General features: G+C 34.0%; 25 protein-coding genes and 1 pseudogene. 16 read left to right on the forward strand and 10 right to left on the reverse strand.

Features of this window, described 5'->3' with window-relative positions:
• Positions 1-25: 25 nt before the first annotated feature.
• From P8625_RS05410 to P8625_RS05420, 3 genes are read left to right on the forward strand one after another with little or no spacing between them, the layout of a single operon-like run.
• Positions 26-958: a PorP/SprF family type IX secretion system membrane protein gene (locus P8625_RS05410; RefSeq protein WP_279652461.1), complete on the forward strand. Its 933-nt coding sequence runs from the start codon at positions 26-28 to the stop codon at positions 956-958.
• Positions 959-969: 11 nt separating this feature from the next.
• The gene (locus P8625_RS05415) at positions 970-2,157 is read left to right on the forward strand and encodes a hypothetical protein (RefSeq protein ID WP_279652462.1); all 1,188 of its coding nucleotides are present in this window, start codon (positions 970-972) and stop codon (positions 2,155-2,157) included.
• Positions 2,150-2,950: an OmpA family protein gene (locus tag P8625_RS05420; protein WP_279652463.1), complete on the forward strand. Its 801-nt coding sequence runs from the start codon at positions 2,150-2,152 to the stop codon at positions 2,948-2,950. The genes P8625_RS05415 and P8625_RS05420 overlap by 8 nt, the downstream gene beginning before the upstream one ends.
• Before the next feature lie 65 nt (positions 2,951-3,015).
• Here P8625_RS05420 and folE read toward each other — a convergent pair whose 3' ends face one another.
• The 8 genes from folE to P8625_RS05460 all read right to left on the reverse strand — a co-directional run bounded on the left by folE (position 3,016) and on the right by P8625_RS05460 (position 10,792).
• Entirely contained in the window at positions 3,016-3,708 is a 693-nt protein-coding gene (gene folE / locus P8625_RS05425) for a GTP cyclohydrolase I FolE (RefSeq protein WP_279652464.1), read from the reverse strand.
• Between the two features lie 47 nt (positions 3,709-3,755).
• Positions 3,756-5,120 carry a histidine--tRNA ligase gene (gene hisS / locus P8625_RS05430; RefSeq protein WP_279652465.1) on the reverse strand — a complete coding sequence of 455 codons (1,365 nt, stop codon included), beginning with the start codon at positions 5,118-5,120 and terminating at the stop codon, positions 3,756-3,758.
• An 88-nt stretch (positions 5,121-5,208) separates the two neighbouring features.
• Positions 5,209-6,144 (reverse strand): YihY/virulence factor BrkB family protein, encoded by a 936-nt coding sequence (locus P8625_RS05435; protein WP_279652466.1) that lies wholly within the window; start codon positions 6,142-6,144, stop codon positions 5,209-5,211.
• Positions 6,145-6,216: 72 nt separating this feature from the next.
• Positions 6,217-6,594: a four helix bundle protein gene (locus P8625_RS05440; protein ID WP_279652467.1), complete on the reverse strand. Its 378-nt coding sequence runs from the start codon at positions 6,592-6,594 to the stop codon at positions 6,217-6,219.
• Positions 6,595-6,729: 135 nt separating this feature from the next.
• Positions 6,730-7,299, reverse strand: a complete 570-nt coding sequence (locus tag P8625_RS05445; protein WP_279652468.1) for a pentapeptide repeat-containing protein — start codon at positions 7,297-7,299, stop codon at positions 6,730-6,732.
• A complete protein-coding gene (locus tag P8625_RS05450; RefSeq protein WP_279652469.1) occupies positions 7,300-9,402 on the reverse strand; it encodes a M3 family metallopeptidase in 2,103 nt (700 codons plus the stop codon).
• Positions 9,403-9,585: 183 nt separating this feature from the next.
• Positions 9,586-10,446: a carboxylating nicotinate-nucleotide diphosphorylase gene (gene nadC / locus P8625_RS05455; protein WP_279652470.1), complete on the reverse strand. Its 861-nt coding sequence runs from the start codon at positions 10,444-10,446 to the stop codon at positions 9,586-9,588.
• A gap of 217 nt (positions 10,447-10,663) precedes the next feature.
• Positions 10,664-10,792, reverse strand: a complete 129-nt coding sequence (locus P8625_RS05460; RefSeq protein ID WP_279652471.1) for a hypothetical protein — start codon at positions 10,790-10,792, stop codon at positions 10,664-10,666.
• A 99-nt stretch (positions 10,793-10,891) separates the two neighbouring features.
• Here P8625_RS05460 and P8625_RS05465 point away from each other — a divergent pair, with 99 nt between their 5' ends.
• The 6 genes from P8625_RS05465 to P8625_RS05490 all read left to right on the forward strand — a co-directional run bounded on the left by P8625_RS05465 (position 10,892) and on the right by P8625_RS05490 (position 15,226).
• Positions 10,892-11,014 carry a hypothetical protein gene (locus P8625_RS05465; protein WP_279652472.1) on the forward strand — a complete coding sequence of 41 codons (123 nt, stop codon included), beginning with the start codon at positions 10,892-10,894 and terminating at the stop codon, positions 11,012-11,014.
• Positions 11,015-11,077: 63 nt separating this feature from the next.
• A complete protein-coding gene (locus P8625_RS05470) occupies positions 11,078-11,479 on the forward strand; it encodes a 2OG-Fe(II) oxygenase (RefSeq protein WP_279652473.1) in 402 nt (133 codons plus the stop codon).
• A gap of 481 nt (positions 11,480-11,960) precedes the next feature.
• Positions 11,961-12,500 (forward strand): hypothetical protein, encoded by a 540-nt coding sequence (locus P8625_RS05475; protein WP_279652474.1) that lies wholly within the window; start codon positions 11,961-11,963, stop codon positions 12,498-12,500.
• Between the two features lie 510 nt (positions 12,501-13,010).
• On the forward strand, positions 13,011-13,394 hold the full coding sequence (locus tag P8625_RS05480; protein ID WP_279652475.1) for a hypothetical protein: 384 nt from the start codon (positions 13,011-13,013) through the stop codon (positions 13,392-13,394).
• Positions 13,395-13,863: 469 nt separating this feature from the next.
• On the forward strand, positions 13,864-14,274 hold the full coding sequence (locus tag P8625_RS05485) for a hypothetical protein (RefSeq protein ID WP_279652476.1): 411 nt from the start codon (positions 13,864-13,866) through the stop codon (positions 14,272-14,274).
• Between the two features lie 88 nt (positions 14,275-14,362).
• Positions 14,363-15,226, forward strand: coding sequence for a hypothetical protein (locus tag P8625_RS05490; protein ID WP_279652477.1), 864 nt, complete (start codon positions 14,363-14,365; stop codon positions 15,224-15,226).
• 46 nt (positions 15,227-15,272) lie between these two features.
• Here P8625_RS05490 and P8625_RS05495 read toward each other — a convergent pair whose 3' ends face one another.
• Positions 15,273-15,728, reverse strand: coding sequence for a transposase (locus P8625_RS05495; RefSeq protein WP_279652478.1), 456 nt, complete (start codon positions 15,726-15,728; stop codon positions 15,273-15,275).
• Positions 15,729-15,864: 136 nt separating this feature from the next.
• Between P8625_RS05495 and P8625_RS05500 the strand changes: the two genes are divergently transcribed.
• The 7 genes and pseudogenes from P8625_RS05500 to P8625_RS05530 all read left to right on the forward strand — a co-directional run bounded on the left by P8625_RS05500 (position 15,865) and on the right by P8625_RS05530 (position 20,234).
• The gene (locus tag P8625_RS05500; protein WP_279652479.1) at positions 15,865-16,332 is read left to right on the forward strand and encodes a barstar family protein; all 468 of its coding nucleotides are present in this window, start codon (positions 15,865-15,867) and stop codon (positions 16,330-16,332) included.
• A gap of 10 nt (positions 16,333-16,342) precedes the next feature.
• Positions 16,343-16,759 carry a hypothetical protein gene (locus P8625_RS05505; protein ID WP_279652480.1) on the forward strand — a complete coding sequence of 139 codons (417 nt, stop codon included), beginning with the start codon at positions 16,343-16,345 and terminating at the stop codon, positions 16,757-16,759.
• Positions 16,760-17,044: 285 nt separating this feature from the next.
• The gene (locus tag P8625_RS05510; RefSeq protein ID WP_279652481.1) at positions 17,045-17,419 is read left to right on the forward strand and encodes a hypothetical protein; all 375 of its coding nucleotides are present in this window, start codon (positions 17,045-17,047) and stop codon (positions 17,417-17,419) included.
• Positions 17,420-17,501: 82 nt separating this feature from the next.
• The gene (locus P8625_RS05515) at positions 17,502-18,059 is read left to right on the forward strand and encodes a hypothetical protein (protein ID WP_279652482.1); all 558 of its coding nucleotides are present in this window, start codon (positions 17,502-17,504) and stop codon (positions 18,057-18,059) included.
• Positions 18,060-18,534: 475 nt separating this feature from the next.
• A pseudogene (locus P8625_RS05520) lies at positions 18,535-19,428 on the forward strand (IS982 family transposase).
• Between the two features lie 70 nt (positions 19,429-19,498).
• Positions 19,499-19,933: a GNAT family N-acetyltransferase gene (locus P8625_RS05525; RefSeq protein ID WP_279652483.1), complete on the forward strand. Its 435-nt coding sequence runs from the start codon at positions 19,499-19,501 to the stop codon at positions 19,931-19,933.
• A 43-nt stretch (positions 19,934-19,976) separates the two neighbouring features.
• Positions 19,977-20,234: a DUF3781 domain-containing protein gene (locus P8625_RS05530; RefSeq protein WP_279652484.1), complete on the forward strand. Its 258-nt coding sequence runs from the start codon at positions 19,977-19,979 to the stop codon at positions 20,232-20,234.
• Positions 20,235-20,620: 386 nt separating this feature from the next.
• Here the strand turns inward: P8625_RS05530 and P8625_RS05535 are convergent, their stop codons facing one another.
• Complete coding sequence (locus tag P8625_RS05535; RefSeq protein WP_279652485.1) at positions 20,621-22,045, reverse strand: CCA tRNA nucleotidyltransferase; 1,425 nt, start codon at positions 22,043-22,045, stop codon at positions 20,621-20,623.
• Positions 22,046-22,047: the final 2 nt, after the last annotated feature.

The following is a 22,047-nucleotide window of genomic DNA, read 5'->3' on the forward strand; positions in this document are numbered from 1 at the left end:
ATAATACGTGATAAAAATTATTAAAATGAGCATAAAAAAATCATCTCTATTAAACATCGTATTCTTAATGCTTTGCGCATTAACAATAAATTTTAGTTATGCACAGCAAGACCCTCAATACACTCATTATATGTATAATACATTGAGTATTAACCCTGCTTATGCCGGACAAAGAAATAATTTAAGTATTGTAGCTTTGCACCGTACACAGTGGGTGGGTATTGAAGGGTCTCCACAAACCCAATCGTTAGGTATTCATTCTCCTTTGAGAAATCAGCAGCTCGCTATTGGATTCAACGCAGTTATGGATGCTTTAGGACCCGCTAATGAATCTTTTGTGGATGCTAATTTCTCCTATTCCATACTTATAAATGAGCACAACACCGAACTCTCTTTTGGTATGAAAGCAGGATGGCATATAATAACAACCGATTGGAGCAAAGGACAGTTTCAAACTCTATCCAACCCCCTATTTCAAGAAAATGTGAATCTTAGTTCCTTTGTCATAGGAGCAGGTTTGTATTTAAGTAATGATAATTGGTACTTGGGGGTTTCTATACCTAATTTCCTAACTACAAAACATTATGATGACTTTCAAGAGTCTTTGGCTACCGAAAGACTGCATTATTTTTTAATTGGAGGATATGTATTCAACTTAAGCAGTACTGTGAAGTTTAAACCCGCTTTTTTAGTAAAAGCAACTTCTGGGTCTCCTGTAATTGCTGATGTTTCTGCTAATGCTTTATTCAATGATAAGTTTACCCTTGGATTGGCGTGGAGATGGAACGACTCTTTTGCTGGCTTGGCTGGATTCCAGATTAATAAAAATCTGTACATAGGGTATGGGTACGATTTGACTACCACTAATTTGAATAACTACAATACCGGGACACACGAAGTGTTATTAAGATATGAAATCATTAAGCAAGGAAGACAAGTTTCTCCTAGATTCTTTTAAAATAAACAAGTATGAATACTCAAAAAAATAAACGGCTACTACATGTCACTCTTCTTATCATTATTTGTCTATTTCCTACATGGTTAGTGGCTCAAAGAGCAAAAATAAAGCAGGCAAATAAAGAATATAAAGATTTTGCATACGTAAGAACAAGTGAAATTTTACTTGAAGTCGTAGAAAAAGGATACAAATCGGTCGATGTACTAAAAAAATTAGGCGATTCTTTTTACTTCAATAGCGACATGGAACAAGCCGCTAAATGGTATGGAGAACTCTTTACATTAGACAAAGAAAAAATAGATACTGAATATTATTTTAGGTATGCGCAAGCCCTGAAGTCTATACAAAACTATCAAGAATCTGATCGATGGATGGAAAAATTTGCCGAACTAAACAGTAGTGATTTGAGAGCCAAAGCTTTTTTAACAAATCAAGATTATTTATCAAATATTAAAAATGCTAGCAAAGACTTTGAACTGGAAAACTTAAAAATAAACACCGAATTATCAGACTTTGGAACCTTTATTTTTGACAATAAATTGTATTTCTCTTCTTCAAAAGGAAATGGTAAAAAATACAAATGGAACGAACTACCCTATTTCAACCTATACACCGCTGAAAAAACAACAGAAGGATACCAACAGGTAAAAGAACTAGAAGGTGTTAACACAAAATATCATGAATCTAGCGTAGCCATTACTCCTGATGGGAAAACTATGTATTTTACCCGAAGTAATTATTACAAAGGAAAATACAAAGAAGATAAAAAAGGAACCAATCATTTAAAACTTTTTAGAGCCTCCTTAAATGAAAACGGAAAGTGGGGTAATATACAATCGGTTCGATTCAATAGCAACAGCTATAGTGTAGCGCATCCAACCATTAATGCCAAAGGAACCAAACTCTATTTTTCATCTGATATGGACGGAACTGTAGGACAGTCTGATGTGTTTGTAGCAGAAATAAACCCAGATGGTTCTTTAGGAGATCCCGTTAATCTCGGAAAACAAATCAATACCGAAGTCCGAGAATCTTTCCCTTTTATAAATACAAAAGGAGATTTATTTTACGCTTCCAATGGTTTTAACGGTTTAGGAGGCTTAGACGTTTATGTCGTTAGAGGATTTGAATCTAAAAGAGAAAAAACAACCCTACTTAGTAGAAAATCTAGCCAAACCGATCAACAGTCCTATGGATGATTTTGCTTATTTTGAAGACTCAGAAAGTAAGGTGGGCTATCTAACTTCTAATCGTGAGGGAGGAAAAGGATACGACGACATTTATCAATTTTATATTCAAAAATGCAAACAAATACTTGCAGGTACTGTGTACGATGTAGATACTAAAAATCCTATTTCTCAAGCAAAAGTAACCTTGCTAACCGAAGACAATAACGTGATAAAACAAGTGGTGTCAGACTCTAAAGGTGGCTATACCTTTGATGACTTGAATTGCGAACAACAGTATTTAGTAAGGGCGTCGAAAGAAGAATATGCTACCCAAGAAAAAAGAATCAAAACAGGCTCTTCAAACAAGAAAAATATCATAGATCTTGAATTGAAACGCGATCAAATAATCCTCAATCCTTGTGATGACTTAGCCAAATTATTAGACATCCCTATCATTCATTTTGACTTTGATAAATATAACATAAGACCCGATGCGCAATTAGAACTCCAAAAAGTCTTAGCGGTTCTGAATAAATATCCTAGTATGGAAATTGATATTAGAAGTCATACCGATTGTAGAGGTTCTGATACCTATAACGAAGTCTTGTCCGAAAACAGAGCACAATCGACCAAAAAATACTTGATTGATAATGGAATCAACCCCAAAAGGCTTACCGCCAAAGGATATGGTGAATACCGATTGCTCAACAACTGCGATTGTAAAAACGAAAATGCCAATTGCTCTAAAGAACAACACCAAGCGAACAGAAGAAGCGAGTTTATCGTAACCAGCTTTAAAGGAAATAAATGTGATTATAAATAATGTCTAAACACAAAAAAGCTCATTCTTTTCGAATGAGCTTTTGGTTTTCTTATATCCTGTCGTTTTTACTGAAAATCAGTGTTGAATTTTATATAATCTAAAAATTCACGTTTGGTTTCTTTGTCTTTGAACGCTCCACCAAACTCAGCCGTTACTGTACTACTCTCAATATCTTTAATTCCACGTGAATTTACACACAAATGTTTCGCATCAATAACACAAGCTACATCTTGGGTACCCAGCGCTTCTTGCATGGCTTGAACTACTTGCATCGTTAAGCGTTCTTGTACTTGTGGTCGCTTTGAATAGTATTCTACTATACGGTTCATTTTAGACAAACCGATTACTTTACCATTTGAAATATACGCTACGTGAGCTCTACCAATAATTGGTAATAAATGGTGCTCACAAGTTGAGTATACAATGATGTTTTTTTCAACCAGCATTTCTCCGTACTTATAGGTGTTTTCGAAGGTGGATGCTCCTGGTTTATTTTTAGGGTTCAACCCCATAAACAACTCGTTCACGAACGCTTTGGCGACTCTTTTAGGAGTTCCTTGTAAGCTATCGTCTGTTAAATCCATTCCTAATGTTTCAAGAATTTCTTTTACATTTTCTTGAATTTTTTCTATTTTTTCGGTGTCAGAAATATCGAAAGCGTCTGCACGTAAAGGCGTTTTAGCCGACGTACCTACATGGTTCTCTCCTATTTCGTCTAATCTATCGTCATTCATTTTGTTGTTGTTCACTTCAAACATTTCTATCTAAAATTAGTAGGGCGCAAATTTACAACATTGTTGGTAATCTACTGCACTTTATTTATCAATTCCTCTAAAGAACAAGTAGTTTGCTCTCCTGATGACATCTCTTTTACAACAAGTGTACCATTTTCTACAGTGGTTACCACAAATTCAATTTCTCTGTTGGTAGCGTATTTCCATTGCTTTTTTTGCTGATTGTTACTGCCAGCTACATCGGGGTACATCTCTGCCTTTATGTCATTATTTCGCAAGGTTTTTATCATTTTAACCTTTTCTAAACTCTCGTTCTCCTCAAAATTTAAAAACAATACTTTGGGTTTTGGTAGTGCTACTGCCTCAAACAACGCTAGCTCTTCCATTACTAGGTAAATTCTATCCAATCCGAAGGAAATTCCTACTCCTGAAACGTCTTTTAAACCAAAGATTCCTGTTAAATCATCGTAACGACCACCGCCTCCGATAGAACCCATTTGTACACTTTTGGGTGCTGCTACTTCGTAAATAGCTCCCGTATAATAGTTCAATCCGCGTGCTAAGGTTACATCCAATTCTAAGGTTGCCGAATCTAAGCCCAACGCTTCTACCCTATCAACGACCGTTTTTAAATCTGCCACTCCTTGCAATCCTTCTTCTGAACCTTGCAACAAGTCTTCTAAAGAAGCTAACTTCTCTTGATTACTTCCTGAAAAGTGGAACAAGGGATCTACTTTTTCTATGGCTGTTGCTAATATTCCTTTAGAAAGCATTTCATTTACAACCCCTTCTTTCCCTATTTTGTCTAACTTATCTAACGCAACTGTAAAATCAATCAATTTATCTGATGCTCCAATGACCTCAGCAATTCCTGATAAGATTTTTCGGTTATTGAGTTTGATAGTCGTACCATTAAGTCCTAACTTACTAAAAACTGTATCGTACAATTGTACAAACTCTACTTCTTGCCATAGCGAAGTGCTGCCTACCACGTCGGCATCGCATTGATAAAACTCACGGAAACGTCCTTTTTGAGGTCTGTCTGCCCTCCAAACGGGTTGGATTTGATAGCGTTTAAACGGAAAGGTGATTTCGTTTTGGTGCTGTACGACGTACCGTGCAAACGGTACGGTTAAATCGTAACGCAAGGCTTTTTCGGAAATTTTGGGAGTTACCTTTAAACTGTTCTTTTCAGAAAGTAAGTGCTCATCAACCTTTTTTAAATAATCCCCAGAATTTAAGATTTTAAAAATCAAGCGATCTCCTTCTTCACCATATTTTCCCATTAGGGTATCTGAATTTTCAAAACTGGGTGTTTCAATGGGTTGAAATCCGAAATTTTCAAATGCATGCTTAATCGTATTGAAAATATAGTTTCTTTTGGCTACTTCAGTTGATGAAAAATCTCTTGTTCCTTTTGGGATGCCTACTTTCATTTTTAGTTAATTATAAATTGTTAATTTTTAATTCGGAATTGATTTGCGTTTTAGCCTGCAAATATCTGAAAAAATATGAAGAAAATGGTTATTCAGCTAAGGCTTTATTTTTGCGTTTTAAACTGGAAATTGTGGCGTTTAACTCAAATCCTAAAAGTAAGATAATGGAATTTAGCCACACAAAAAGCATTAATATTAAGAGAGTTCCAATAGACCCATATAATTGATTGTACTTGGCAAACTTTACTACATAAATTCCGAATAAATAAAATGAAAACATCGATACTACTGTCGTTAAAACAGCCCCAGGAGAAAAGAAACGGACTTCTTTTCCTTGCTTGGTTCCGTATCTAAAAAGTAAGGAAACGATGGTGAAAATCATTACTAAAAACAGAAAAGCTCTTCCATAGTAAAACAAATCTAAATCTCCTGTTTGTAACCATCCGAATTTGTGAATTTTTGTCAATGCTATTTGATAAAAAATAATTAAGGTTACGGTTACGATTAAGAAAAAAGACATTAATAAGGATACGGCAAGTGATACAAAATAAGACCGCAACACATTTCTTACTTCAGTTATATGGTATGAATATTCAAATCCTCCAAAGATGGCATTGACTCCGTTGGTCATTAAAAAGATAGACGCGAAAAATCCGAAAGACAGCAAACCGCCATATTGATTGTTGATAATATCTTTTATGACGAAATCTACCGCTTCGAAGGTTTTTGGTGGCAGTGCTTCTTGCATTAATGAAAATAGTCCTTCTTGAAATCCTTCTATCGGAATGTACGGTATGAGTGTTAAAATAAATAATAGAAACGGAAAAATGGCCATAAAAAAGCTAAAAGCAATACCTCCTGCTCGTGTGGTTAATGCCCCTTTTACAATACCAATTATATACATTTCGAGTACATCATACAAAGACATACCTTCTAACCCCGGAATTTTTATGTTTTTCCCGAAGGCTACCAACCAGTTAATTACTGGTATTTTCTCAAGGTTTTCTTCTATATGTTTTGTCATTTTTTTCGTTTCAAAGATGCAGAGTTTTTTTAGTTTCAAAGATGCAAAGTACTACTAGTTTTTAAGAAATACTCATCGTTTTTCTTTTAACTTTCTTATTAGACTTGACAACATTCTTTCTATTTCTCTTGATTTTTCATAAAGTTGATCAAAAGGTTCTCTTGAAATATATTCTAAATTTAAAGAAATTTCAAGTTGTGTTTGCAGTTCAAATAAAGAAGCGATTCCAATCTTTAAAAAACGTATAAAATCTCCTAAACTTTGCCTCCCGTATCCTTCTGATATATTACTTGGTATTGAAACTGCACTTCTTCTTATTTGAGAAGTCAATCCAAATGTTTCTTCTTTAGGAAAATCATTCGATACTTTATACACCTCTGTTACAAACACCATTGATTTTTGCCATACTAACAAATCTCTAAATGTTTTAATATTATTTTCCTTTTTCATTATTTGATTTTTAACGTTGCCTGTTACTTCACTACTTTGCTACTTTCCAACTTTCCACTTTTCACTTTTCACTTTTAACTTTTAACTTTCCACTTTCCACTTTCCACTTTTCACTTTTCGCTTTTCATTTTAAAACTACGCTACCACAATATCATATTTGTACAATAGTCCTTCTACATTTTCATGAGAGAATTTTGCTTTTTTAATCTTATTTTGTTCGGGGTCGATTCTAAAATTTATCGCTGTGGTAAAATCGACTTCTTCTGCATTGGTTTCTTCAAAAATGGCTTCTTTTAAATCACAATTTTCAAAAGAACTTTTACTCAAATCTGCCTCTGTGAAATCGACTTCTTGCAAACTACAATGTACAAATTTTGTTCTGGGTATTTTGAGTTGGTAGAACGAAGACAAATTCAATTGACAATTATGGAAGCTCATGGCTAAAAGAAATTGATTGCATTCGTTAAATTTTACCCCGACTATCTTACATTTTTCAAAAACGCACTCTTTAAATGAGGTTTGATTCACAATAGTATTGCTAAAATTACAGTCGACAAACTCGCATTCTAAAAACTCGATAGCTGAAGCGTGTACGTTCTCGAAATTACAATTCTCGAACGTACAGCTATCATAAGTTCCTTTGGTTATTTTGGTGGCTGTAAAGTCGACTTTTGTGAAGACTTCACTATCAAAAAAAACATTCATTTACTGTAAACCTCTTGCTTGTAACATTGGTGTTGCCTCGGGGTCACGTCCTGCAAATGTTTTGTACATTGTTGCATAATCCATCGTGTTTCCTTTCGACAATATTTGTTCTCTAAATTTTTGTCCGTTTTCTCGGGTTAGTAATCCGTTATTTTTAAACCAATTGTAGGCATCGTGACTCAGCATTTCTGTCCATAAATACGAATAGTATCCTGCTGAATATCCTCCGCTAAAAACATGTGCAAAATAAGTAGAACGGTATCGTGGCGGAATTTGAGCTACTTTTAAATTCATCTTTTTTAAGGCATCTTCTTCAAAACTTGCTACATCTTCTATTGTTGTGTCTGCAGAAATGGTATGCCATTGCATGTCTAAATTAGAAGAACATAAGTTTTCTATGATCGAATACCCTTGATTGAAAGTTCCTGCATTTTTAATTTTTTGCAAGAGCGCATCGGGAATTACTTCTCCTGTTTTATAGTGCAATGCGTAGTTATTCAACACTTCGGGGTGTGTTGCCCAATTTTCGTTGAACTGCGATGGAAATTCTACAAAGTCTCTTGCGGTACTCGTACCTGAGATTGATGCATATTTTTGATTTCCGAATAAGCCGTGTAGGGCGTGTCCGAATTCATGAAAAGTGGTTTCTACATTGTCAAAACTAATCAATGCAGGTTCTCCTGCTGTTGGTTTTGGGTAATTGCATACGTTGAAAATAACGGGTTTTTGGTTGCGTAATTTTGATTGTTTTACAAACGAACTCATCCATGCGCCTCCACGTTTACTATCTCTTGCAAAAAAGTCTCCATAAAACAAACCTAACTTGCTTCCGTCTTCTTCAAAAATCTCGTATACCACAACATCGGGATGATAGGTAGGGATATCGGTACGTTTTTTAAAGGTAATTCCGTACAACTTCGTGGCTGCGTAAAACACTCCTTTTTCCAATACATTTGTCAATTCAAAATAGGGTTTTACCTCTTCTTCATTTAGGTTGTATTTTGATTTACGTACTTTTTCTGCATAGTGATTCCAATCATAGGGTTCTAAGGTAAAATCATTTCCGCTTTTATGAATTTCTTCTTGAATTTCTTTAACTTCTGACGCTGCTTTTGCCAACGACCCAGGTATTAAGTTTTCAAACATTTGAAACACTTTTTCTGGAGTAGCTGCCATCGTTCCTTGTAAACTCCAGCTCGCATAGTTGTCAAATCCTAAAATTTGTGCTTTTTTCAATCGCAACAATGCCATTTTCTTCACTAAATCGCTGGTATCATACGCTCCTGCATCTGCCCTGTGGATTGATTTTTCGAACAATGCTTTACGTACGTCTCTATTTTCTAAGGTTTGTAACAATGGTTGCTGCGTGGTGTTAATGAGTTGGATTTCATACTTCCCCTCTTTTTCCAATCCTTTTATTTTTTCTTCGGAAAGTCCTTTCAATTGCGCTTTGTCAGTCACTGTTAACCCTCCCTTTTTACTTGCGTCGAGTAGCTTTTTTCCGAAATCATTTGATAGACTTGCGAGTTCTGCATTGATTTCCTTTAACTCATTTTTCTTTTCTTCGGAAAGGTTTGCTCCTGCTTTGACAAACTTTTTATAATACTCTTTTACCAAGTGTTTCGATTCTGCATCTACGTCTAATTTATCGAGATTGTTATACACTGTCTTTATTCTTTCAAACAGTGGTGTATTTAATAAAATAGCGTCATTGTGCTTGGAGAATTTTGGAGCTAGCTCTTTTTGATTTTCTTTGATGACATCGTTGGTATGTGCTCCTGCCAATGCGTAAAAAACTGCTGTTACATTGTCTAAGGTTTTGCTACTTTCTTCTAAAGCCAAAATGGTATTTTCGAAAGTTGCTGCTTCATTGTTTGCGATGATTTTTGCTATTTCTTCATTTTGAACTTCCATCCCTTTTATAATAGCGGGCATAAAATGTTCGTCTTTTATTTTTGTAAAATCTGGCGCACCATAGTCGATGGTACTTTCAACCAATAACGGATTTTCAGACACGGTTGAAACTGTTTCTTCTTTTGTTTGTTCTGTTTTACAAGACATAGCCACTACTAATATTGCTATGAGTACTAATTGTTTTTTCATCTGTTTTTTTATTGTTTTTAATTGGTCAGATGTAACCTTTGATACTTAAAATAATCATTCCACTGAGTATGTAATGATTATTTAAAATATATCGGTTTCATGCGTTTGTTTTTAATATATAAACAAAGTGAACGTAGTTGATTGCTAAGATTACTTCGTTTCACTCGTAATGACGATTTTTAATTAATCAACTGCTTTTAAGCTTAAATCCATATTGTATACTGAGTGTGTTAAGGCTCCCGACGAGATAAAATCTACCCCACATTCGGCATACTTTCGAATCGTTTTCTCGTTAATTCCTCCAGAAGATTCTGTTAAACATTGGTCTCCTATCAAAGCAACTGCTTTGCGGGTATCTTCGTAATTAAAATTGTCTATTAAAATACGATACACCCCTTCGTTTTGCAAAATCTCTTCAATTTCTTCTAAGCTTCTAGCCTCCACGATAATCTTAATGTCCAGCCCTTTTTCGGCTAAGTATTTTTTAGTTTTGGTAATGGCTTGGGTAATTCCGCCAGCAAAATCAATATGATTGTCTTTAATCATAACCATATCGTATAGGGCAAAGCGGTGGTTTTCGCCTCCGCCAATTTTTACTGCCCATTTTTCTAAAGCACGAATTCCAGGAGTGGTTTTACGGGTGTCTAACACCTTGGTTTTGGTACCTGCTAACAAATCGGCAAAAGATTTTGTTTTGGTAGCAATGGCGCTCATACGCTGCATGGCATTCAACACTAGGCGTTCTGCCATTAAAATAGATCGTGATTTTCCTGAAACATAAAACACAATATCGCCATATTTTACTTGTTCTCCATCATTAATCAACGTTTCTACTTCTAAATCTGGGTCTACATAAGCAAACACCATTTTCGCAAATTCTACCCCAGCAATTACTCCTTCATCTTTTACCAATAATTTTGCTTTTCCTGTGGCATCGGCAGGAATACATGATAAGGACGTATGGTCTCCGTCACCAATATCTTCTCTAATGGCGTTGGCTATAATGATGTCTAACTCTTTATTAAATTGTTCTTTTGAAATCATAGTATTGAATTGTTGACGTAAAAATACAATTATTTTTAGTTCTCTGTTTTATGTTCACTTTTTATTCTGCTGATAGTTGGTATCGTTGTTACCTACTGAGTAACTGAACGAAAAGTAAGGGGTTTAACCTCATAACATTCAACCACTAAAATCAAGAATTAGGTCATGTTTATAGAACGAAGCATGAGTGAGGAGACATCTCAATGATAAGAGTTACTTATGTACATGAGATCCCTCCTCCTTCGTCGTTCGGAATGACACTTTTACAGGGTAAAAACTTAAAATCATGACCAACCTTACAACGCTCTTTATTAAAATAAGTACTTTCATGAACAACTTCTCTCATATCTTCTTTGTTTTTTATATTTTGCTATCAAAAAACTAACTGAATTTAAAACCTAAAGTTGTAACGCATAGCAAATATTCTTACAACTACGATACTACTATGGCAATAAACTATCCTTTTGGACTTCCATTAAAGCATAATTTTGTAGAGTTTGTGTATTACAATGGCTTATTTCTTCCGCATGAAACAGCTAGAATTCTTACTTTATGGGATGAAAATTAAAAAATTAAAGCTACTCTTAGCGGAGCTGACACCTATGATGATGAGCTGCGAAAAAGTACTGTGGTGTTTATTGAAAACACTCCAGAAAACGAATGGATTTACAACCGATTAGCTGGTTTGGCGATTCAATGCAACAACGAACGGTATGGGTTTGATTTATTGGGTTTTCACAACAATTTGCAATTGGCTAGCTACACGGAAGGAGATTTCTTTGACTGGCATTTGGATTTCGGAGCGGGAGAAATTTCTGATAGAAAACTCAGCATTTCTATGCAGTTATCGGATTCTGATGACTATGAAGGTGGCGACTTACAGTTTATGATGAATCAAAACATTGTAACTGCTCCTAGAGAAAAGGGAACCATTATTGTTTTTCCGTCATTTATGATGCACCGTGTGACGCCCATCACCAAAGGGGTTCGTAAATCTATAGTGGGTTGGGTTGCGGGGCCTCCTTATAGGTAGAAATTAGTTCTTAATGCTTAGTTATTAGTTCTTGGGAGTTAGCGGTTGATTTTATAAGATGCTTCTACAGTGTTACGGCAGTTGGCTTTGATATAAAGGTCTGTGCCGCATTGTTTGCGGAGCATGCCATGATATCAGATACCAGTGCCGTAGTGTCTTCGGAGCACGCCGTGATAGCTGCGACCCATTTTTGGGATATAAAAATCGTTCCTACTCTAAAAAGTAACTTTTATAACTTAAATAGGGGAGCTTATGGGATTCCGTAAGAATATGTGCTTATCTTTTTTAGGTTCGTAGGAATCGTATAATTAATAAACAAAAATTCGTTAATAACTTTACTTTTGATAAAGTATTGATTTTAATATATTTGATAACATATAAAAATTGCTAAGCTTTATGATATCCCATAATTTTACCGGGATAACAAAACTAAAGTTTGGTATAAAACGAGTTGTACCCAATTAAACCCAACAGAAAACCAATGGAAGAAAAAGAAGAAATTATTGAAAAACTTAATGAAATGCTGATTAAACCTGGAGGAAAACAAGCAGCAAGATTCATTCTTAACTCTTTAGGAGCAATACCAATTGTTGGTGGAACAATTGCAGCAAGCGGAAATTTATGGAGTGAAAAGGAACAACAGAATTTTAATGAAAAACTGGTTGAGTGGATTGAACAATCAAATGTTGATTTGAATAAAATCCTTAAAGTTTTGGAATCAGAATTACGGGAACCAACTAAAGCAAATCTATCACTATTGTTTGGCGAAGCTTTAGGGTTAGAAATTCCTTTTATGATAAAATCAGGGACAGCTTACGAAGTATCAACAACCCTACATCCTCAAACCTTGGCTGAATTTGAAAAATTTGAATCAACTGGTTGGATAACTATTATTTCAAATGGAAATATGACGAATATGGGAGCTGGAAATAGTTTTGGAAATTCAATCGAAGATAAGAAAAGACCAAGAGGAATGGGGAACGGATTTATAATAAGACTTAATGAATCTTATTATTCCTAAAAATAACTGGGTACAACAACGGTAGCTGATGCACAACCCCCAAATTTCAAAAAACGGATTTCCTTTTAAAGCTATGTAAGGGTTGTATTTAGAACGAAGCCAAAATTTTTAACTCTGTATTCTGTTCTTTTAGAAAGCTTACAACAAATTATGTGAAGTACTGGGGTGCACTTTTTTTTGACATCCCACAAAAACAGGACCGTTATAAATTACAATTTACGAAGGTCAAATTCGAACTGTTACCATGAAAAGCAACAAAAATGTAATCAATCTATACAACCAAACAAGATTACATTTATCTTTAGACTTTAAAACACCAAATATGGTATGTAAGTTATCAGGGTAAAATCAATCTTTAACCTGTAGCCATATTTCAGGACCAGACATATGAAAAACACATTCGTAATCATATTGACTTTAATCGGGTTTTTAGCATTTGGACAAGAACATAATCTTGACCGAATTGAAAACGAAGTAAAATCAATAGAATCAGATTCAACTCTGCAGAAAATGGTATTTGACTGGGTTGAACTGACTGGGATTACAACTGATGGTGGCGGAATTTTAAAAGTCTGGCGGAATGAAAAGCAGATTCGTAAAATTGTGGAGGAAATCGGACTCTCTTACGGTCGAATTAGGACAATAATTTACTTGAATAACGGAAACCCAATTAAAATAATAGAAACCGAGGAAAACTTTGGACGCAAAAATGACGAATTGAATTACGAAGAGTTGAGCGAAGTCTATCGAGAAATAATTTACGTTTTTGATTGGGAGAATGACAATGCGGAAATAAAGCGGACAGGAAAACGGAATATGAGTGAAGGAAGTTGCTCAATGTATGAATTAGCTGAATCTGTTATGGAAAGAGCTGAAAAAGCTATAAAGGAATGAAAAAAAATACGGTATACAACAATGGTAGCTGATGCACAACCCCCAAATTTCAAAGAATGGAATTCATTTGAAAGCTATGTAAGGTCTTTATTTAGAACGAAGCCAAAATTTTTAACTCCTTATTTTGTTCTTTTAGAAAGCTTAAAACAAAAGAGGCTAAGTAATAGGGTTCAGTTTTTTTTAACATCCCCAAAAACAGGACAGTTATAAATTATAATTTACGAAGGTCAAATTCGAACTGTTACCATGAAAAGCAACAAAAAGTGCTATCAATCTATACAACCAAACAAGATTACATTTATCTTTAGACTTCAAAACACCTAATATGGTATGTGAGTTATCAGGGTAAAATCAATCTTTAACATGTAGCCATATTTCAGGACTAGACATTTGAAAAAAGACAATGAAGTACAAGAATTATAAATCAGCAATTCACAATTTCACTCACTCTTTCATTAGCATTGACTATATGAAAAGTGGACGACTTCCTGTTAATGTGCTGATTGACTTGTATAACCTCGGACTTGAAACTAAGGCAACATTTGACTTTATAAACAAGACAATAAAACACGTCCAAGCCGAATCGATTGAAAGCAGACAATTACTAAATGACTATTCGAGTTGGCTACCTGTACACTTTAAAAATCATAACTGTGACTTAACTAAACTGGAGAGTCTTAAAATCACCATTTGGACTGACTTTAAGAACACCTTGCCACATGAACAAAATAAGCAAGATAGAGTTTTCGAAGTATCAGCATTTACTATATGGAAAGCGGACGGTAGAAAAGAAGAAATAATTGAGATAAGTCAATCCCAGGTAATACCAAAGAAATTCGTAGGAATAGAAAAGATGCCCAGAATGACTGAAATGAATTAAAAAAAACGCCCTACAACAACACCTATACGCAATGCCCTTCGGGACACTGCGCATAGCCAAACCGTTACCTGCAAGCTAAAACTGAAAAATGCCCGAAAGATTAATTTCAAATTCTAAAAGTTCAAATCAAAATATTTTGAGAATATACTCGTATGTTAAGAAACATATAGAATCAGAAACTTGGGAATCAAAGGAAAATATAAAATTACATTCTTTACTAATGGAACTTTCCGAGAATGATTGGAATTCACTTGTCGCTGACTTTTCCAATTGGAGTGAATTAGAACAGAACATTGTATCTGATTGTGTCGCTTATGGAATAGATGGTGTATATGAGCTAAAGTACGCTAACGAAAAAAGACTTTTAGCCCAAAAATTATATTCCAGAATGCAAAATGGATTTTCACATCCTGAAATCAAAAAATGGAAAAAAAAATATAAAGTACATTCTAAAACTAAAAGCCAAAATCCACGAGTTTTATATGTTTATGACATTCTATTGAAAAATGAATACAGAGATAGCGATTATTGGGCATTGGGCGGAGGAAGCCAAGAAATTCAGAATAAGCTAAATAGTTTTTCCGACAAGGATTGGGAAGACTTAAAACAAGATATCATTAATTGGAGTGATGACGATAGAGATATTTTAATTGAATCAGTGGCATTTGGATTTGACAGAATGTTCACCCCTTATTTAAAAAATGAGATGATTTCAAGAGCAGGAAAGTTCCTTTTAGACCTTTTTATTTTAAATATTGGAGACAGAAATGAAATAGTATATTTTTCTTTTTTTATCGCTCAATCAGATTTGAACAGCCTACGAGATTTAGAAACATTACGAAAGTGGCTAGAAGCTAATGGATACGAAAATGAGAATTGGCAGAAATCAGAAATTAACCCGTTGAAGAATGTAGAAGAAGCTATAAAGAAAGCCAGCAGGCAACAACGGTAGCTGATGCACAACCACCAAATTTTAAAAAATGGAATTCATTTGAAAGCTATGTAAGGGCTTTATTTAGAACGAAGCCAAAATTTAACTCCTTATTTTGCTTTTTTTCTGAGCTTAAAACGAGATTTATTAAGTGATATCGTACGTTTTTTAACCAAAACACAAAAGCAACCGCTTTGGCCTCAGTTTTAGTAGGTTTACCCAAGAATTTTAATAGTTTTTTAATGTTATAAGCCGCCCCTGCCATGAGCATGCACTTATTCGCACCATCAATACCCCTAACATTAACTTTGCGCAAGCCCGCATAGTGTTTTAGGGTTCCAAAATCGGATTCTACCGTGCTTTGCCGTTTGGCTTTCATATAACCTCCCTGTAGACTATTTACCCGGGCGATGTTGCGATTGGGTCTGGCAATAGGTGATTTATATACACTAATATAACATGAAAAGCCTCTTCCGTATTGTAAAAAAACAAATCGTATATTGGGGTTGTGCAACAGGCACACCGTGTATAATTTATTGCTAGTTCTAGCCTACTTCTGAAAATCCTAACGGATTTTCAGTTTGGTTTTTATTTGCTAAATTGGGTGCTAACCCAAGCACACACCTACACCCGATATATGGTAGGTAATTTGAGAAACCATGAGAATACGAAAAGAAATTAAAGACAATAATGAACTTTACTTGTACTTCAATGAAAAATTGATTTACAAAAGATGGCTGAATTATGGATACTCTAAAGTATTTGATAAGATGGCTTATGGAAAAGACACTTTTGTTAGTATTATCGAAGATGAAAAAGGAAAAATAAGACACCGAAGAAAGATTTTTATAAACGGAGAATTTTGTGAAACTAAAGAGGATTTTTGGGATAAATACGTTGCTGAAATTCACTCTGAGTCTGCGAAACTTTTTGGAAAAAACCTTGATGCATTCAACGATGCGATAACAGCAGAAGGACCTGGATTTCCTGGAGATTGTATAGTTGAAATTATAGGAACTAAAAAACTTGAAAAGATTTTTGGAAAAGAAGATTTTAATTTTATTATCAGCCTTATGAGAGATGCGAGGTTTGTTGATCTAATAATTGAAAAAGAACACGTTGAATAAAAAACAAAAAATGAATACTCAATGTCCAACTGCACCACCTAACAAAAAAGAATATATCACAGATATTGGAAAACTATTGGTCGCTGAACACGGAAAGAAAAAATACTATAAGCCTGAAGAAGTCAAAAAAGCATCAAAAAAATCTAAACACTATAATTCTAGCGGAATAGATTGGTATTGCTGGGCTATGTGCACTTTCTGTTCTCATTCTGACTTTGACGCTTATCACGAAATGAATGGAGAAGTTTGTAACTATGTTGAAATGAAAACCGAAATGTTAAGTGGACTTGCTACAAGTGCTTCTGCTGACTGGTTGACAATTCCAGATTTGGACATTGACGCTTCGTGGTTAGATTTTGGAGATATTTTTGGTGGACTATTAGAAGGAATTGGAGATTTTATTGGAGGAATATTTGAAGGATTATAAAAAAATAACTCCAAAAATAATGTTTAAATTTATTTCTAAATATAAAGGTAATTATGCATTTGGTCACCCTTATTTTCCTTCGGAAAATCTTCGTACACAAGAAGAGTAACGAAAAATCCTGTCAATCTATACAGCTAAATAACATTAGCTGTACCTTTATACTATAAAACACCAAATATGGTATACAAATTAACAGTTTAAAATTTCCAGAAGCTTCGAGATTAACCTGTAGTCATATTTTGGGGCTTGACATTTAACCTAAAAAACGTGAAAAAAATATTGATCTTGATTTTACTCTCATTTTTCGATTGCAAAAACGAACCAATTTGTACCGTGAGTGAAAATAATGCTGGAAAAGAAATCTATGATTTAGACGAAGCAACTTGTTTCATTGCATTAAAGCTGAATAAGAAAAAGTCTGACTTAAAATTGATTCAAAGTGCTTTAATTGCAGAAGAAAACTATATGAATAAAATCGGACTGATTTCTGAAAATTCGAATACTGAAAACGAATCGGAATCTAATTTAGAATTGGATGTTAATAAAATGGTTGAATACGCTCTTGATGAGGAAAAAGTTGACCTGACTAAAGAAGAGTTAATCGAAATCTATGATACCGAAATTGAGTATTTCATATTCATCGGAATTGTGGAAGAATAAAAACTATACACAATAATAAACTATAATTTATGACGGTTGAATGATACTCGCGCACCATTGTATACAAGTAGAGCAAATGAATATGGATTATAAATTAACATCAAAAGACAAACTAACAGAACTTGCAAAAAGCAATGGTATTGAAACGTGGAATGAACTAACTGAATTCATAAAAAATTTACCATACGGAAGAAATAAGAATAGGACTGATTTTAGACTCGTCTTGTCAGAGAAAAAAGGAACTTGTAGCTCAAAACACGCTCTTTTAAAAAGCATTGCAGACTTGAATAACGTGCCGAATATTGACTTAGTCATCGGAATTTATCGAATGACCGAGTTAAACACACCGAAAATCGGAAACGAATTGACCAAAAACTCAATTGAATTTATTCCAGAAGCTCATTGCTATTTAAAAATAAATGGCAAGCGAACTGATTTGACAAGTGGACAATCTGAATTTATGAAAATTGAGAAAGATATAATTAAAGAAAAACTAATCGAACCAAACCAAGTTGCGGAATTTAAAGTTGATTATCACAAAAATTTTATAAAACTTTGGTTAAACGAAACCAAATCGAAATTTGAATTTGAGCAGATTTGGCAAATAAGAGAAAAATGTATAGCAAATTTAACTGAATAAAACCTACATACAACACTGTATTCTATGAAAAGTGGTTGATACGAAAGAGACAAACTAAAACATGCCCAAATAGTAGCCACCCAACAGCGATATACAAATCGTTTATGACAAAAAACTACTTTTATTACTTAACGTGAAAATCGCTCGTTTGTTGAAAAAAATAAAATCGTATATTGGAGTTGTGCAACAGGCACAATGACTATAAACAATTGCTTATTCTCGCCTACTTCTGAAAATCCTAACAAATTTTCAGTTTGGTGTGTACTTACAGAATTAGGTGCTACAACACGCAACTAGTCATAGCCGAGACGTTAGCGGCCAGCAAACAAGATCTAAAAATAGTATCTGATTTATGAAAGAAATTGATAAAATAACGTGAGTTCGGGATAAAAAAGTTTTTTAATTACACGAAAAAAAGCGAAAAATTTAGTAAATTAAAGTACTGATTTTTAATTGTATAACTAAATTTTCCACTATGATTTCTGATTTTAAAATTACTGAATTTTTCTGTTTAATTGATGATTTTTGTGCCGAAATTAATCAAGTTATTGATAAAAATGCTTTAGAAACCTGTTCAAAGATAGTTAGACGAAGAAAGCCTAAACTCACCCAAAGTGAAATAATCACAATTATGGTGCTTTTCCATTTTAGTGGTTTTAGGTGTTTTAAACACTTTTATATCGAATATGTTAGCAAACACTTGTCAAAAGAATTTCCAGATTTAGTTTCCTATAACCGATTTGTTGAATTGAAAAAGCGTTGTTCAGTGCCTATGATACTGTTTCTTCAAATGCACTGTTTAGGTCAATGTACAGGGATCTCCTTTTTAGATTCTACCACTATTAAAGTATGTCATTATAAAAGAGAAAAGCAGAACAAAGTTTTTAAAAACACCGCAAAAAAAGGGAAAGGAACCATGGGGTGGTTCTTTGGTTTTAAACTTCATATTATTATCAATGAAAAGGGCGATATCGTTGACTTTTTAATTACGCAAGGTAATATAGATGACAGGCAACCACTTAAAGATAAAGCCTTTCATAATCGTGTGTTCGGAAAAATATTTGCCGACAGAGGGTATGTAGGTAAAGAACTGTTTGAACAGCTTTTTGTAGATGGAATACATTTGGTTACAAAAATTAGAAAGAATATGAAAAATACTCTTATGCATATCTATGATAAAATTATGCTTAGAAAAAGGGCTGTTATTTAAAGTGTGAATGATATTTTGAAAAACGTATGTCAAATAGAGCACACAAGACACAGAAGCTTCGATAATTTTATCTTAAATTTAGTCGCAGGGTTAATCGCTTATTCGTTTTATCCAACTAAACCTAATATCAATATCGATAACTTACAAAGAATAGGATAAACTATCCCGAACTCACGTTAAAATAATAATTCGAGAATTAAAATCAAACGAAATATCAGTTCTTGAAGATATGCTTTATGAAGCAATTTATCAACCAGATGAAACAAATTCCATTTCAAGAGATGTAATTAGGCTTCCAGAAATTAGCCTATATATTGACAATTTTGGGCAAAAAGAGAATGATTATTGTTTGGTTGCGGATTTGAATAATAAAATAATTGGAGCCGCTTGGACTAGGGTATTAGCAGGCAAAATTAAAGGGTTCGGAAATGTTGATGATAAAACGCCTGAATTTGCGATTTCGTTGTACAAAGAATATAGGAATCAAGGAATAGGAACATTACTAATGAAAAATATGATTTCAGATTTGAGGGAAAAAGGATACAAACAAACGTCTTTGAGTGTTCAAAAAAACAATTATGCATTTAGAGTGTATCAGAAACTTGGCTTTGAAACAATCAGCGAGAATAATGAAGATTACCTGATGTTGTTAAACCTAAGATAGACAAGCCGAATATTAACTATAAAAATTCAAAAACCGGCATAATATGAATATCAACAAACAGGAAATAGTAGAAAGTATTTGTTATACAGAGCTTGTTTACGAGAGAATAAATAAAAAATTGAATATCAAATTTTCAAAAAAGGAAATAGAAAATTATATACTTAGCATTTTAAAAGAGACAGATGTATTTTTTTTTGCAAAAATCGGTAAAAACTATTATGTAACAAATACAGAAAACAATATTAGAATAACTATAAACTCCAATACATTCAGGATTATTACAGTAGATAGAATTAAATAAAAAACAATACCCGCCGCTAACATTGGTAGCTGATGCAGAACCCCAAATTTCAAAAAATGGAATTCATTTTAAAGCTATATAAAGGCTTTATTTTGAACTAAACCAAAATTTTAACTCCTGATTTTGTTCTTTTAACGTGAATTCGGGATATCATTATGTTGATTTTAAGATTTTTATCTCTAAATCCTATTTAAAAATGTCATTCCGACCAGAGGGAGGAATCTCATGCAGACAAGTAAATCATGTTATTGAGATGTATAATTACTCATACTTCATTCTATCGACATGACAATATTTTGATTTTTAGCAAATTAAATTTGATGTTGTATCCCGAACTCACGTTAATTTAAAGAAAAATATAGATGGGAAAAGAATACAGTAAATAATCAACTTACTTTTTCCAACCCCAACTGTCTTCCTTTTTCTAACATAAACTGATAAGAAGCATCGTGTTCATTGGGTATTTTACCGTCTAGAATGGCTTCTTTAATAGCTTCTTTAATCTGACCTATTTCTCTACACGGCTGTAAATTAAACGTTTTCATAATTTCCTCACCAGTTATTGGTGGTTGAAAATTACGTACTCTATCGCGTTCTTCTACTTCTTTAATCTTCTCGCGAACGATTTCAAAGTTTTTGTGATAGCGCTTAAATTTCTTTGTGTTTTTGGTTGTGATATCTGCTTCACACAAGGTCATGAGTGATTCTACATCGTCACCAGCATCAAAAATCAAGCGTCTTACCGCAGAGTCAGTTACCTCACTTGCTAGAACAATCGGGCGAGAACTCAATAGTACCATTTTTTGAACAAATTTCACCTTATTATTCAGTGGCATTTTTAAGCGCTTAAACAACTTATACACCATTTTAGAGCCTACGAATTCGTGTGCATGAAACGTCCACCCTATTTTTTTATGATAACGTTTCGTCGGTGCCTTGCCTATATCATGTAATAATGCTGCCCAGCGAAGCCAAACATCGTTCGTATTTTGAGCAATATTATCAACCACTTCTAACGTATGGTAAAAATTGTCTTTATGTCGTTGCCCTTCTACCTCTTCAACACCTTTTAAAGCTGTTAATTCAGGAATGATTCGTTTTAACAAGCCTGTTTTTTCAAGTAATAAGAATCCAATTGATGGAACTGGAGCTGCTAAAATTTTATGCAATTCAACCACAATACGCTCACGAGTAATAATATCGATTCTCGAAGCGTTCTTAGTAATTGCATGCAACGATTCTTTTTCTATTTCAAAATTCAATTGGGTAGCAAATCGGATGGCACGCATCATACGTAACGGATCGTCTGAATAGGTAATATCAGGGTCTAATGGTGTTCGAATAATTTTCGCTTCTAAGTCTGTAATTCCTCCAAAAGGATCTAATAACAACCCAAAATCATCTTCATTTAAACTCAATGCTAGTGCATTAATCGTAAAATCTCTACGATTTTGGTCGTCTTGCAAAGTTCCTTCAGAAACTTTGGGATTTCTACTTTCTTCAGAATACGATTCTTTACGCGCCCCAACAAACTCAATTTCAATATCTTGAAAACGCAACATTGCTGTTCCGTAAGTTTTAAACACCTGAACTTTTGGCTTATTGGGCAGTAACTCAGCAACTTTTGTTGCCAACGCAATACCACTGCCTACAGCGACTACATCTATATCTTTAGCGGTACCACGCTGTAACATGAAATCACGTACAAACCCACCAATTACATAGCTTTTTAGTTGTAACTCTTTTGCTGCTTGGGATATATATTGAAATATTTCTGCGGAAATTGCTTCCTTAAAATATTGTTCTTGCATAC

Source organism: Tenacibaculum tangerinum (assembly GCF_029853675.1).
GTDB classification, from domain to species: Bacteria; Bacteroidota; Bacteroidia; order Flavobacteriales; family Flavobacteriaceae; genus Polaribacter; species Polaribacter tangerinum_A.

What these genes read in the sequence shown, in the direction of transcription:
- folE (WP_279652464.1), bottom strand. Translation starts at nt 3,708, where the DNA reads ATGTTTGAAGTGAACAACAACAAAATGAATGACGATAGATTAGACGAA.
- P8625_RS05445 (WP_279652468.1), bottom strand. Translation starts at nt 7,299, where the DNA reads ATGAATGTTTTTTTTGATAGTGAAGTCTTCACAAAAGTCGACTTTACA.
- P8625_RS05485 (WP_279652476.1), top strand. Translation starts at nt 13,864, where the DNA reads ATGAAAAGTGGACGACTTCCTGTTAATGTGCTGATTGACTTGTATAAC.
- nadC (WP_279652470.1), bottom strand. Translation starts at nt 10,446, where the DNA reads ATGATTTCAAAAGAACAATTTAATAAAGAGTTAGACATCATTATAGCC.
- P8625_RS05530 (WP_279652484.1), top strand. Translation starts at nt 19,977, where the DNA reads ATGAATATCAACAAACAGGAAATAGTAGAAAGTATTTGTTATACAGAG.
- P8625_RS05480 (WP_279652475.1), top strand. Translation starts at nt 13,011, where the DNA reads ATGGTATTTGACTGGGTTGAACTGACTGGGATTACAACTGATGGTGGC.
- P8625_RS05500 (WP_279652479.1), top strand. Translation starts at nt 15,865, where the DNA reads ATGAGAATACGAAAAGAAATTAAAGACAATAATGAACTTTACTTGTAC.
- P8625_RS05475 (WP_279652474.1), top strand. Translation starts at nt 11,961, where the DNA reads ATGGAAGAAAAAGAAGAAATTATTGAAAAACTTAATGAAATGCTGATT.
- P8625_RS05515 (WP_279652482.1), top strand. Translation starts at nt 17,502, where the DNA reads ATGGATTATAAATTAACATCAAAAGACAAACTAACAGAACTTGCAAAA.
- P8625_RS05415 (WP_279652462.1), top strand. Translation starts at nt 970, where the DNA reads ATGAATACTCAAAAAAATAAACGGCTACTACATGTCACTCTTCTTATC.
- P8625_RS05420 (WP_279652463.1), top strand. Translation starts at nt 2,150, where the DNA reads ATGGATGATTTTGCTTATTTTGAAGACTCAGAAAGTAAGGTGGGCTAT.
- P8625_RS05460 (WP_279652471.1), bottom strand. Translation starts at nt 10,792, where the DNA reads ATGAGAGAAGTTGTTCATGAAAGTACTTATTTTAATAAAGAGCGTTGT.
- P8625_RS05535 (WP_279652485.1), bottom strand. Translation starts at nt 22,045, where the DNA reads ATGCAAGAACAATATTTTAAGGAAGCAATTTCCGCAGAAATATTTCAA.
- P8625_RS05410 (WP_279652461.1), top strand. Translation starts at nt 26, where the DNA reads ATGAGCATAAAAAAATCATCTCTATTAAACATCGTATTCTTAATGCTT.
- P8625_RS05490 (WP_279652477.1), top strand. Translation starts at nt 14,363, where the DNA reads ATGCCCGAAAGATTAATTTCAAATTCTAAAAGTTCAAATCAAAATATT.
- P8625_RS05505 (WP_279652480.1), top strand. Translation starts at nt 16,343, where the DNA reads ATGAATACTCAATGTCCAACTGCACCACCTAACAAAAAAGAATATATC.
- P8625_RS05450 (WP_279652469.1), bottom strand. Translation starts at nt 9,402, where the DNA reads ATGAAAAAACAATTAGTACTCATAGCAATATTAGTAGTGGCTATGTCT.
- P8625_RS05435 (WP_279652466.1), bottom strand. Translation starts at nt 6,144, where the DNA reads ATGACAAAACATATAGAAGAAAACCTTGAGAAAATACCAGTAATTAAC.
- hisS (WP_279652465.1), bottom strand. Translation starts at nt 5,120, where the DNA reads ATGAAAGTAGGCATCCCAAAAGGAACAAGAGATTTTTCATCAACTGAA.
- P8625_RS05525 (WP_279652483.1), top strand. Translation starts at nt 19,499, where the DNA reads ATGCTTTATGAAGCAATTTATCAACCAGATGAAACAAATTCCATTTCA.
- P8625_RS05465 (WP_279652472.1), top strand. Translation starts at nt 10,892, where the DNA reads ATGGCAATAAACTATCCTTTTGGACTTCCATTAAAGCATAATTTTGTA.
- P8625_RS05440 (WP_279652467.1), bottom strand. Translation starts at nt 6,594, where the DNA reads ATGAAAAAGGAAAATAATATTAAAACATTTAGAGATTTGTTAGTATGG.